Origin of the sequence: Stieleria varia (assembly GCF_038443385.1) — a bacterium.
GTDB lineage: Bacteria > Planctomycetota > Planctomycetia > Pirellulales > Pirellulaceae > Stieleria > Stieleria varia.
Map to the genome: position 1 here is coordinate 8,548,985 of NZ_CP151726.1, position 13,211 is coordinate 8,562,195.

8 protein-coding genes and 1 pseudogene are annotated in these 13,211 nt (G+C 56.3%); 3 read left to right on the forward strand and 6 right to left on the reverse strand.

Annotated elements, in window-relative coordinates:
• Positions 1-12 precede the first annotated feature (12 nt).
• Positions 13-1,260 carry a rhomboid family intramembrane serine protease gene (locus tag Pla52nx_RS28880; RefSeq protein ID WP_146521416.1) on the reverse strand — a complete coding sequence of 416 codons (1,248 nt, stop codon included), beginning with the start codon at positions 1,258-1,260 and terminating at the stop codon, positions 13-15.
• 194 nt (positions 1,261-1,454) lie between these two features.
• Here Pla52nx_RS28880 and Pla52nx_RS28885 point away from each other — a divergent pair, with 194 nt between their 5' ends.
• Positions 1,455-1,838 (forward strand): hypothetical protein, encoded by a 384-nt coding sequence (locus tag Pla52nx_RS28885; protein ID WP_146521417.1) that lies wholly within the window; start codon positions 1,455-1,457, stop codon positions 1,836-1,838.
• A gap of 306 nt (positions 1,839-2,144) precedes the next feature.
• Here the strand turns inward: Pla52nx_RS28885 and Pla52nx_RS28890 are convergent, their stop codons facing one another.
• The 3 genes from Pla52nx_RS28890 to Pla52nx_RS28900 form a co-directional block, all read right to left on the reverse strand.
• A complete protein-coding gene (locus Pla52nx_RS28890) occupies positions 2,145-3,521 on the reverse strand; it encodes a DUF1559 domain-containing protein (RefSeq protein ID WP_146521418.1) in 1,377 nt (458 codons plus the stop codon).
• 51 nt (positions 3,522-3,572) lie between these two features.
• On the reverse strand, positions 3,573-5,351 hold the full coding sequence (locus tag Pla52nx_RS28895; protein ID WP_146521419.1) for a DUF1559 domain-containing protein: 1,779 nt from the start codon (positions 5,349-5,351) through the stop codon (positions 3,573-3,575).
• A gap of 151 nt (positions 5,352-5,502) precedes the next feature.
• Positions 5,503-6,522, reverse strand: a complete 1,020-nt coding sequence (locus tag Pla52nx_RS28900; protein WP_146521420.1) for an oxidoreductase family protein — start codon at positions 6,520-6,522, stop codon at positions 5,503-5,505.
• A gap of 250 nt (positions 6,523-6,772) precedes the next feature.
• Between Pla52nx_RS28900 and Pla52nx_RS28905 the strand changes: the two genes are divergently transcribed.
• A complete protein-coding gene (locus Pla52nx_RS28905; RefSeq protein ID WP_146521421.1) occupies positions 6,773-9,097 on the forward strand; it encodes a PSD1 and planctomycete cytochrome C domain-containing protein in 2,325 nt (774 codons plus the stop codon).
• A 5-nt stretch (positions 9,098-9,102) separates the two neighbouring features.
• The gene (locus Pla52nx_RS28910; RefSeq protein ID WP_146521422.1) at positions 9,103-10,536 is read left to right on the forward strand and encodes a DUF1501 domain-containing protein; all 1,434 of its coding nucleotides are present in this window, start codon (positions 9,103-9,105) and stop codon (positions 10,534-10,536) included.
• Positions 10,537-10,710: 174 nt separating this feature from the next.
• Here the strand turns inward: Pla52nx_RS28910 and Pla52nx_RS33055 are convergent.
• Together Pla52nx_RS33055 and pyk are read right to left on the reverse strand one after the other, a co-directional pair.
• A pseudogene (locus tag Pla52nx_RS33055) lies at positions 10,711-11,165 on the reverse strand (IS200/IS605 family transposase).
• A gap of 319 nt (positions 11,166-11,484) precedes the next feature.
• On the reverse strand, positions 11,485-12,912 hold the full coding sequence (gene pyk / locus Pla52nx_RS28925) for a pyruvate kinase (protein WP_146521423.1): 1,428 nt from the start codon (positions 12,910-12,912) through the stop codon (positions 11,485-11,487).
• Between the last annotated feature and the right edge of the window lie 299 nt (positions 12,913-13,211).

Here is a 13,211-nt window from a genome sequence, read left to right on the forward strand (position 1 = left end):
GTCATCAGGGAATCAAGTTGGCTGGTCAGTGTATCCCGTTGACTGTATTTGGAGAATGATCTGATTGCGTTTCTGGTTAATCTTCGGCGCCCAGGGGGCTCTCATCTCTGAGAGCACCCGCTGGGCAGCCTTGGAATCTCGCAAGACCCGCAGATAGATCTTGGCCATCCGCAACGCTGCCAAGTGCCCGATCGTGCCCCGTCGTCGAGCAAGGATGGAAAGCGGTGCAAGGCTGTCTCGATATCGTTTGTGTGATGCCAACAAATCAACGAACTTCACCAATGTCGCGATGTCGATTTCCCCAGTGCGATCCAGTCGAACCAGTTCGTCGTAGTTTCGCTGCGCGCCATCCAGATCACTCGCATCCAAAGCCCAACAAAACTGAAACTCGAATTCCACATCGCACGGTGCCACCTCGGGTGTCCACTGCTTCGCGGCCGCCGTCGCTTGAGCAGGTGGATTGAACGCGGCGGGGTTGCTGCGGATCAGATTCAACGCCTGCTGACCGCTGGCGCGTTCGCGGGCCTCCCCCAAAATGGTTTCCAACTTCTTAGATGAACCTTTGGTTCGATCGTGATACCGTGAAAACAAGTCCCAGCCTTCACAGTCCACCCAGCCGCGACGCAGCATCACAATCGCAAAAGGGAATCCCACCGACATACCCATCAAGTGCAACAACTCGGACGACATGCGAACGCCAAAGATCGCCAGTGGAATCAACTGCAACGCAAAATAGAATCCTGCAAACGCGTAAATGGGAAGGTCGACCTGACGAGTGTACAAGTAACGCCACCAAAAAACACAATGGATGTCATTCTCTGGTGCCCAGATCAACGCAACAGCCATCAACGCAAAAATGACTCCCGATGCACCCAGTGCACACCCCTCGCCACTGATGAAATACATCGGGATTTGGCCGATGGCTCCGTCCGCCAACGCAATGCACAGGTACAGTCCGGCAAACTTCAACGCTCCGATCTTCCCTTCGACGACAATGCCGAAGCACCATAGGAACACCATGTTGCCAACCAGATGCATCCAAGAAGCATGCATGAACGCGGCGGTGACCCATTGAATGGGATTGATCTGGTCAAACTCAAGGGCGAGGTAGCGAAAATCGGATTCGGTGAGCAAAGGACAGAAGCCGAAACTTTGCCCCATTCCTGTCACCAGGAACATGGCGACATTGATCAGGATGCAAACCACCGTCGTGACGGGGTAGTGATACAGCGGCGCGTCGGTTCCGTACGGCAGCAGCATGATGTAGCGTGGTGTTCCCTAGACTCATGAAGAACTCGGATCGCCGAGAGTTCTCTAGGCCGGTAAAACAACAAATCAGGGCGCGAGATTCGTCCGAGGAATGTGAGCACGAGACCAAACGGCCATCAGCGATGGCGAAAACGCCCAATCGTGAACCGAACGACCTCATCAATAATCGCCTGAAGGGGCAAACCATGCATACCATCCGACTTCGCGGTCCGTGGAAAAAAATTCCACTCGGAGAAAACCAGCCGATCCGCGTCACGATTCCAGAAACGGCCGCGGCAAGCGGTAGCGGTGCAACCTACCAACGCTCGTTCAACTGCCCGACGGGAATCGATCAAAGCCGAGTTCAGGTGGACATCGAGTCATGGGACGGCTCGATGATTGGAATATTGCTGAACGAAATCAGCCTGACACTGCCGTCGCAACCAATCAGTTGCCCGCTGTCGTTCGACGTCACGGATCACCTGCAACCCCACAACACGCTGGTCATTGAATTACAACCCAAAGAGAAAGAACATGGTTGTGTTGGGCTTACCGGCGAAGTCAGCTTGAAGATCGCCCCATCGCCCTGATGCGTAAGGGGTCATCTGAGAAGAGTCGAGCCATTGTCGTTCGACTTTCCAAGTCGAAAACGAACACCACCATCCGGCCAGACGCAAACCATACGCTCTGCGTCGCTACTGATAACCGTCACCTCCACCAAGGAACTGGGCGGAGATCGAGCAGAGCCATTCAGGCAAATGCGAGGAAGGGGGACGGTCTGCGCAGGTCGACGTTTGGGGATTGGCAAGACGTTTGGCAGCGCACGCTATCGACTTGGAAAGTCGAGCGACTATTGGGCACGCCCTATCGACTCGAAGAGTCGAGCATCAAAAACGCTACTTCAACTCCCGCATCATCTCCATTTGGACAGCGCGGTGGATGTGTTCGGATTTCAGAGAATTCAATGGGACCTCATGAATCGTGCCGGAACCGGATTTCAATCGAACGGTCTTTTTGTCCTTGATCTCCAAGAACTCCGCCCTGAGGCTCACTTTTCCATCGCGATCCGTCCAGATCGGGGCTTTTGTGTCTTCGCTACGCCGAGAGTTTCCTCTGAATCCGCCACCAACATAGTCCAAACCGTCCTCCAAGGTTTCCCTGGACGCACGAGTCCCCAGCGCTCCCCACATTCCATACGGACTCGGACTTCCCGGTGGTGTGTAATCATCGCCGAAGGACACTCCCGGCTTGCTCAAGTCTCCCGTGTCGATCGCGTCGCTGATGAAGGCGACCGCGCCGTCGCACATCAGCACGTGAACGCCATCGGCGTGTGCACTGCTGGCCGATGCGATCACGTCTTCGATGCCCAGTTCCGATGTGCATGAAGGAGAATTGGGTGGCAACACGGTTTGAAAACCAGTGATGATCGGCGACCCTTCCGACCAACGTGCCCCGCGACCAAAGCCCCAAAACTCGGGCTTTCCTTTGGCCGCATCAAGACAGAGTTGCGGCTCTTTGCTCAAGCCAGCAACGTCCTTGATGATTTCGCTCTTCCCTGGATCTCGTTTCTCGCTAGCGACGGTCTCCGAATACAAAATCGTGTTAGAAGTACCGTCAAGAAAATCTCGCATCTTCAGAGCTTGACTGGTCATGAAGGCACCACGATTGGCCGCACGCCGGCGCATCTGAACCTCGTGATCATTTGGATCGTCCAAAAATTGACCCTGCATCACCGTTCCGTCACCAAAATTGGCGACGTAGTTGGTCAGCGAGTCAACACTGCCTTGGGGAGACTCCAGCGTGTAAAGCACTTTCGGCACATCGACGGGCTCGTCGCCTCCGGCATCAGGGCATCGATACACCGATGGCGCCTTCCCCCAAGGCTCATACGCACTGGCGTCATAAGATGGAATCGGCCCCATCGGCGGAAACGACTTGCCGGTTTTTGGATTGCGGTAGGGATTCGCGATCTGCTCCCAAAGAGCTTGATGTTCGACAAAGGGCAGCAGCGCAACCAGGGGGCTCAATCGACCGGCGTTACACCCCGCAGGATCGTCGCTGCCGGTTGTACCGCCAGTGCCAAAGGGAAATGTTTTGTACGCAGCGTGGTAGTTGTGAAACGCCAACCCGATGCTGCGAAGGTTGTCGGCGCAGGCGCTGTTGCGTGCGGCAGCGCGTGAACGCGACAAGGTTCCCAACAAGATCGCCGCGATCAAGAACGTGCAAACGAGCATCGCGGCGGAATTTGTGATGCTTTGAAGACGACTATTCATTCCGACTGCCTCTCACCTGATAAAAACGTACTGTCAATGCCCGACACACCATCACCGCTGCTCCGCTTCCATTGCCGCCTCGTACTCTTTGATTTCCATCTCCATCACCGCGTCGATTGCGGGTTGATTGCCGAAACGGCGTGCACGTTGCCGGCCTTGGCCGCCTGGCGATATCCGCCAGCGACCCTCGGAATATCGCAAGTACATTCTGCCTGCGGGAGACCTTTCACCGATCTGAATCCCCAGGTTGTCCTCATCGACGGACATTCCACTCATATCCTTGGTTTCAATTCCTCGAATCGCATCATCGAATGATTGAATCAGCATGCCTCGGTTTCGATAAATGTTGGTGCTCATCGCAGGGATGTCATCAACGTTCTCTGGTGCGATGATGATGAACTGTTGGATGAACCTTGGAAATTCTTTTTGTTCCAACAACGCAACAGCTTCCTTGAGTTGCGGCAACAATACCATACGAGCTTCGACAGCGGCCTTCACGGTCGACTCGACGATGGAATACGCGTCTTCGCTGCCAAGATCCGAGAGCGTCAAGTACTTCCGCTTCCCCTCTTCGTCGACCAACAAGACTTCGCCACTGGGTCGGTAATTGGCTAGCCAGCCATCGACCGTGGTCTTTCCGTCACTCATGGTCCACGTCCGCATCGGTTTCTTCTTGATCTCGGCCAACTCAATCGCCGTCAGACCACGTCGAGGCGTCGTGATCGCAGAGTCGTCTGAGTGGGGATTCATATCGATGACTTCTGCGCTGGCTCGTGTCCCGAGCGCTCCCCACAGCCCATAGGGACTCTGAGAACCTGGTTTCGCAAACCCGCCATTGTTGGGCGGATCGCCGATCGCCACGCTCGGCCGAGTCGTGTCACCAGTATCAATTTTGGATGTCACAAACGCGACCGCTCCGTCACAGTACAACACGTGTGTTCCGGGACCGTGATGGCTGGATGCCGACATGACCGCCGTGTACTCGCCGTCGTCGGATGTCGCCGAAGGTGAATCCGGTGGCAGGATGGTTTGGAAACCTTGGGAACGAATCGCACCGTCGGCCCAACACGCCTGACGCCCCTCCGGCCAAAACTCCTTGCCCTGCTGAGCTTCAAACACCAGCGACGGGTTCATCGGCAAACCCGAGACGTTCTTTGCCACCGGCTTTCCAGCAATCTGGGACTCGGCCATCATCAACGTGTTGGACAGCCCGTCCAGAAAATCGCGAAAACGCAGCGCCCTTTGTTTGCAAAACGCACCTCGCTGCGTGGCTAGCTCCAGTTGTGTGATCGCAGGTTCCGGCGGCTTTGGCGAGTCGCCATGCCCCGCACCGACCCTCAAGATCCCGTCGCCGTAGTTGAGCACGTAGCTGCTGGCGTTGGGATACTGTTTGCTGGCCGGATCCTCGGGGCAGACCAACGGCTCTGGACGCTGTGACCAGGGCACGTATTTCTGTGCGTCGTACCAGGGAACCGGCCCCATCGCTGGATAGGAGACACCGTTGAGTCGCATCGGGTTAGACAGGTATTCCCACAGACGCTGCTCTTCCATGAACGGAGTCAGGCCGACAAACGCGCTGAGCCGTCCCGCATTGCCCGCCAGGGGCTCATCCACAGACCCTTGATCGGTCCCGCCCGCGCCCATCGGCATCAGCCGGTATGCAGAATGATAGTTGTGGATGGCGAGTCCGAGTTGCTTGAGATTGTTATCGCACTCGAATTGCCTGGCCGCATGCCGATGCCTCTGGACCTGCATCAGCATCAATGAGCTGATCAATCCACAGAGGATCAGCCCCACGGCACAGTCGGCCACGCACCATCGTCGTATCATTTTCGCACCCTTTCGGATCGCAGGTCTACCGGATTCCCATCGCCCCCTCAGGGTAGCGAATCACGCGATGTGCTGCTGAAAAACATGACTTTTCAAAAGGCTTTTTTACGATCCTGATCAAATCAGAGCCTGCACAGAACTTCAGGTCGCGCTACCGAACGATTGCTTTTAACGCTTGATTCACCATTGCTGAACTGAATCCGGTCAGCTTGGCGTGCGACGGACACCATCCCATCAGGAATCGATGAAAATCCGCCCAGCCGATCGAAAACAAGTCACTCCATTCCTGATGCAATGGCGTCCAAATGGATGACTTTCCGCTCCGGACTAAACTCTCCCGCAGCATTTCAAAGTAGTCATCCAGCAAATCGTCACAGCGATCCTGCAGCACCGCTTCGCTCAAACAACTGCCCAGGAAATACGCGACGTCCTTCATTCCGCAACCGCCACCGACGTACTGAAAATCAACCGCGGCGACCTCCCGTTGCGACAGACTGAAACAAAAATTCGCGACCTTTGCATCCCCGTGCACCAACGTTTGAAACCGTGCGTCACTCAAGACTTGATCGATCCGCCCCGCCGCACGCTTCAGGTCACCGTTCTCCATCACGGCAAGCTCATCAGGTCGCGTCGCCAGATGCCAGTAAGTCCCGACCGGCCACAGTCCATGCCAACTTTCCCTAGCGTTTTGACTTGGTGAGTCGGTCCGGTCCTCAAGAAACGTCGCGTGAAAACTTGCCAGCCATCCCAAACAAGCGTGTACACCAATATCGGTCAGCCGGTGATGTCGACCGGCGTAACCGACTGCGTCCAAATCTTCCAAGACCAGCAGATGTCCCGTGTCATCCGAGCGAACGGCCAGACAACGCGGCACCCGGCACGGCGACGCTGGATCACATCGATCACTCCAGTCTCGATACCAAGCCCGTTCGACTTCGTAGGATCGCATTTTTCGACAGTGGGAAATGTCGGTGTCCCAACCTCGCGGATGCCCAGCGGCATGCGATGGCGGCGAGACATGCTTGACGATCACTGACGGAACCGGCGCGTCGACAAGGCCAACGCGAACAATTTGTCCATACCCGCTCCAAAGCGTTTGAACGAGTTCTGCGGAGTCGACCGCCTTCGCAGCAACCGCTTCGCAAACATAACTCAACAGACGATCGTCCATCCGTATTCCATGCATCCTTTTGTGATTGAATCTTTGACGCGTCCACAATCTATCACTGTTTCAAGAATGGCTCCCCTCTCCCCCAAGGTTTTCGCGCGAAGGACTCAGCCATTGCCCAAGTCGACATCGCGAAACCTTGGGGGAGAGGGACAGGGGGTGAGGGGGAATTCAGTCCGGCGAGCGAGACTTTCGGATACACTCATGATTAGCCATCCCGCTCCGTCCCGCCTCACCGAGCTCTCATCCCGCTATGCGTCCCGCTACCCTCGTCATCCCGTTCCTGATTTGCAACGCATTCGCATTGTCGCCACCGCACACCTTCGGCGGGTCAGACACAATCCTGTTCAATCGTGACATTCGTCCGATCCTTTCGGAGAACTGTTTTCATTGCCATGGTCCAGACCGGGCCACTCGACATGCCGACCTGCGGTTGGATCAACCAGAATCCGCTGCGAACGTTCTTGCCGGCGATTCACCTGATGACAGCGAACTGGTTCGCCGCATCTTGTCAGACGATCCCGATGAACAGATGCCACCGCCTGATTCTCGCAAGGCCCTGACGCCGGATCAGATTTCGAAACTCACCCGTTGGGTCGAACAAGGAGCAAAGTACCAAGGTCACTGGGCATTCATCTCACCACAGAAAAGCTCACCTCCGATTCATGCTGATGACTCATGGTCTCGCGGCACCATCGATCGCTTCGTCTACGATCGCCTGTCAAAGGAAAACTTATCCCCGTCTCCACCTGCGGATCGCAATACGCTGATTCGACGCATCACGCTGGACTTGACCGGACTGCCTCCCACACCAGCGGATGTCGACGCGTTTGTGAAGGACCACTCGGCTGGCGCGACGGAGCGATTGATCGACCGCTTGATGCAATCGCCTCAATACGGCGAGCATCACGCCCTGCCTTGGCTGGAGGCCGCACGCTACGCCGACACGGACGGCTACCAGAACGATCGCTATCGCTACCAACACGTTTGGCGTGACTGGGTAATCGACGCGATGAACAACAATATGCCGTACGATCAATTCATCATCGAACAACTTGCCGGAGACATGCTGCCCGAAGCGACCTTGCGGCAACAAATCGCCACCGGCTTTGGTCGCAATCATCGCATCAACTCCGAAGACGGCTCGATCCCAGAAGAATGGCGAACCGAGTACGTCGCCGATCGTGTCGACACCTTCGGCACCGTGTTCCTTGGTTTGACCGTCGGCTGCGCCCGATGCCACGATCACAAGTACGACCCGATTTCACAAACCGAGTACTACCAGCTGTTCGCATACTTCAACAACATCGCTGAATGGGGCGTCGGCCCGAATAACGGCAACAGCCCCCCGTTCATCGAAGTCCCCGCAAGCTGGCCCAACTTGAGCCCCATCGAGAACCGCCGGATCGTGCCTGACCCGGTCAAGCTGACGCGGGCACGCAAGGAAGCCGGCAACGGTCTGCAAAGACCTCAGGCGGGTTCCCCCAAGACCGTGATGGTGATGCACGAGTCCGACCAGCCGCGCGAAACCTTTGTTCTAATCCGCGGACAATACAATGCTCCTGACACCGACCGTCCGGTCTCCCCGGGCGTTCCAAAATCACTTGACGTTGCCCCACGCGATGAGCAGCAAATTCCCAAGACAAGGTTGGACTTGGCAAGATGGTTGACCCGGCCCGGACATCCGCTGACCGCTCGTGTCGCCGTCAATCGGCTTTGGCAACAACTCTTCGGTACAGGGCTGGTCGAATCCAGTGACAACTTCGGTGCCCAAGGATCACCGCCGTCGCACCCCGAACTGCTCGACTACCTTGCGGTTCGCTTGCAAGAAACCGGCTGGGACCTGCGCAAAATCGAGAAAGAAATCCTGCTCAGCGCGACCTACCAACAGTCTTCAGTCATCACAGACGAACTTGCCCAACGAGACCCGAAAAACCGCTTGCTCGCGCGGGGGCCACGCGTCCGCATGTCGGCGTACATGCTGCGTGATCAAGCTCTCTCAACCAGCGGCCTGCTCGTCCACCACGTCGGCGGACCGTCCGCCAAACCCTACATGCCGCCCAAGATTTGGTCGTCGATCTCCAACAACAAGTACACACAGGACACCGGAGCAAACCTGTTTCGACGCAGCCTCTACACGTATTGGCGTCGGACAATTCCACCGCCAACGATGATGAACTTCAACGCTGCGGCGCGCGAAGTCTGTGCGGTGCAAACCGAATCCACCAATACGCCGCTGCAAGCGTTGACGCTGATGAACAACAAACTGTTCGTTGAAGCCGCCCGTGTGATGGCCGGGCGAATGATTGATTCCAACCCGGAAGACGTTGTCACCCAAATCGAACACGGGTTCAAGCTCGCCACCTCACGTCTGCCAAATGAGGCAGAACTCAAAGTGCTACGCAAAGCATACGATCAGTTTTTACAGCAGTATCAAACCGACCGAGCGGCCGCGGAAAAACTGCTGTCGGTCGGCAGTTCTCCACCTGCCAAAACCAACGAAGTCGACCAACTGGCGGCGATGGCAATGACGGCTTCCCTGATCATGAACCTTGACGAAACGATCACCAAGGAATGACGACGATGAATCACTTGAACCCCTTCTCGCGACGTTCCATGCTGCTCGGCTCACTCGGATTGGGCACGCTGCTGGGCAGCGAATTGACTGCGAATTCGTTTGCGGCGGACACCAACCCGCTGGGCGGCCTGGCATCCTTGCCTCATTTTCCGGCCAAAGCCAAACGGGTGATCTTTCTGTTTCAATCGGGCGGTCCCGCGCAGATGGACTTGTACGACCACAAGCCCCACCTCGCGGATCGTTTCGGCGAAGACGTCCCCAAAAGCGTTTACCCGGACGATCGCAAAACGACGATGAGTTCGGCCCAAGCGAACTTTCCCGTCGCGCCAAGCATCTTTAAGTTCTCGCAACATGGCGAAGCAGGCACGTGGATCAGTGAGCTGCTGCCCCACATCGCATCGCACGCCGATGACCTGTGCGTCATTCGCTCGATGCACACCGACGCGATCAATCATGATCCGGCGATCACATTTCAACAAACGGGATCGCAAATCCCCGGTCGCCCCAGCATCGGTTCTTGGCTCAGCTACGGCCTGGGCAGTGAAAACGCCGACTTGCCCGCGTTTGTCGCGATGAGCAGTCGTGGCAGCGGCAAGACCGGTCAACCACTTTATGATCGACTCTGGGGCAGCGGATTCCTGCCGTCGAAACATCAGGGAGTAAAGTTTCGCAATCAAGGCGACAGCGTCTTGGACATCTCCGATCCGGCCGGCGTCTCTCGTGACATGCGTCGCACGATGCTTGACTCCCTCAGTGAACTCAACACCATCAAACACGCCACGGTAGGCGACACCGAGATCCACTCTCGCATCGCCCAGTACGAACTCGCATTTCGCATGCAAACGTCTGTGCCGGAGTTGCTGGACCTGTCAGATGAATCTGCCGAGACACTGCAGCAATACGGCGCCGACGTTCAGAAACAAGGAACCTACGCTCACAACTGTTTGATCGCACGCCGGTTGGCAGAGCGTGGCGTCCGGTTCATTCAGTTGTTTCATCAGGGCTGGGACCAACACGGAAACTTGCCCGGTCAAATTCGCAAGCAGTGCGGGGACACCGACCAAGCCACCGGCGCACTCTTGGCAGATCTGAAGCAACGTGGAATGCTAGAAGACACGCTGGTCGTGTGGGGCGGTGAGTTCGGTCGTACGATTTACAGCCAAGGCAAATTGACCAAGACCGCTTACGGGCGCGACCATCACCCCGGTTGCTTCACCATGTGGATGGCCGGCGGCGGCGTCCGCGGCGGAACCAACTATGGTGCCACGGACGACTACAGCGTGAACGTTGCCGAAAACCCAGTCAGCGTCCACGACTTGCACGCCACGATCATGCACCTGCTGGGGATCGACCACGAACGATTGATCTACAAGTACCAAGGACGCGATTTCAGATTGACCGACGTCGCGGGGAATGTGGTGAAAGAAATATTGGCGTGATGAGGATAAGAGTTCATCCACAAACCCAGGGCCACCATGTCGTGTCCCTCCAGGACGGGCATACATGCGTTGCCCCGAAGGGGCGTTACATGAAAGCCCAGGGCAAAGCGAAGCGACGCCCTGGGTATACATACAACCAGAAGACAAAAAGCCCTGAAGGGGCGTTACAAACCTTCAATCCCAAACGTAACGTTCATCAAGTTCAATTTCGTGCCGACGAAAAAACTCTCGCAACTCTACCTGAAACGACATGCGACGATGGTGCTGCTCTTGATTCTCGATGTATCGCCGCACCGCTTCCACTTTCGATTGACTTACAGAGAACGCGGCGTAACCGGATTGCCAACTGAAATCCAAGTTCCCGGTTCCTTCGGTGGTTTTCATCCACTTCGAACTGGACTTCTTCACTTCTTGACAACTTTCTTGAGCGCATGATTCTTTGACAATGAGAACAATGCGTGCACATGGTCGCCGACTCCACCAATAATCAGAGCTGGGCTTTCCCACTGCCGAAAGATACCGGCTTGATATGCGTAGAGTGGCTGTCGAATCGGCTCTGGTATCCAATCCATTCTATGCTTGGTGCTGTAGATGAGATGGACAAGGTTTCCGACAAGAGATTGCCCCATGAGAATGCTCCCTTACTGAATCTACGCGGGTCTCGAAGCCGCGATTGTTTTAACGAATGAACCTCACAACCCATCAATGTAACGCCCACTTCGGGGCTTGTGGGGCAACTACGCACAAGAACCCAGGGCGGCGCTGCGCTCTGCCCTGGGCTATTTTGTAATGTCCCTTCGGGACGGAATCTGTCACATCCCTTCGGGACGGAAATAATGCTCACCGCCCCGAAGGGGCCCGACATGAAAGCCCAGGGCAGAGCGCAGCGCCGCCCTGGGTAACCGAACACGCGATTACCACCTGGCCCGGAAAGGGGCAAAAGGGTCGCTACTCGACCGTGTGCACCAACACCAAATTGTGCGCGCGATCGACCACGCCGCTGCCGGTGACAAACACCACGCGGTCGCCCGGCTTGAGATAGCCAACCTGCTTGCCCCAATCACAGATTTCCGTCATCAACATTTGTGTGTCATCCAATTGCGATGTCGCAATCGGTTTGATCCCCCACAGCAGATTCATTCGTCGCAACGCGTCATTGTTGTCGCTCGCGCCCAACGTCGGAATGCGACTTCTGGACTTGCTCTTGACCCAAGCCGTACCGCCGCTCCTGGTCGCGATGACGATCAAACTTGCGTGAATCGCTTCGGCAATGTTCGTTGCCGCGTAGGTCACGGCCGTCGTGATGGGGTGCACTCGATTGGTAATCGTTCGATCGAACATGTCGTGCGACAACGCTCGCTCGGTTGCCGTCATGATCCTGCTCATCATCTCAACGACTTTCACTGGATGATCACCAATCGCCGTTTCACCGCTGAGCATACACGCGTCCGCGCCATCCAGAATCGCATTGGCCACGTCACTGGCTTCGGCGCGCGTGGGCCGTGAATTGTGGTGCATCGATTCCAACATCTGGGTGGCCACAATCACCGGTTTGACCTTTTCCTTACACATCGCAATGATGCGTTTCTGCGCCAAAGGTGTTTCCGCGACATCGATCTCAACGCCCAAATCTCCACGCGCAACCATGATGCCATCGGCGGCTTCCACGATCTCCTCCAAGTGCTCCAACGCTTCGGGCTTCTCGATCTTGGCGATCACCAACGCGTTGCAGTCATGGCTGGTCAGCAAGCTTTTCAAGGTCCGAACGTCCTCGGCTTTGCGGACGAACGACAGACTGACAAAATCGATTCCGTTCTTCGCCGCCCACATCGCATTTTCGATGTCCGCGGGTAACATTGCTGAAACCGACAATGCAGCGCCGGGCAAGTTGATTCCTTGACGGCTGCGGATCTCGCCTGGTGCCGTAACACGGCAGACCGCCCGATCTTTCTGGACAGACTCAACTTTGAGTGAAACCGTCCCGTCGGCCAACATCACGCGATTGCCAACGCTCAACTCGTCCACCAGTTTTTTGTAAGTACTGGTCAGTTCATTGGGTGCATTGGATTCGCCGCGGACAAAGGAAATCTCCATTCCCAGATCACAATACAACGGCTCCTCCCGCAACTCGCCCAAGCGAATCTTGGGGCCCGAGAGATCGAGCAACACGCCGACCGGCACACCGACGCGATCCGATGCGGCGCGGATGTTGTTGAGCTTGAACTCGTGATCGGCCTGCTTGCCGTGTGCGGTGTTGATCCGAAAGACGTCCACGCCGGCGGTGATCAGGGCCGCGAGCATGTCGATGCTTTCACAAGCAGGACCGACCGTGGCAACGATTTTTGTACAAGCCTGCTCAAGCGATGGACGCGTCATGCCAACATTTTCCCTGGTTCGAGGTCGATATTCCAGCGGTTGTTGTATCGACCATGGCTTCGAGAATCCAGATAAACTCACTCAGATACGGGAATTGCACCCCGTACCGACCCTGCTAAGGCCGATGCCGATCCGCTAGGCGTTCGACTTATCCTTGAATTTCGTCTGCCTCATGAACGCTATCGACCGTGAAACGTCGAGCGACGGTCAGCATGGCTGTGCATCCAACTGACCTGGGTTAAACTTCATCGGGTTGATCGACTCACCGCCCTACCCTGCTCTGCCCTGCTGACACCGTC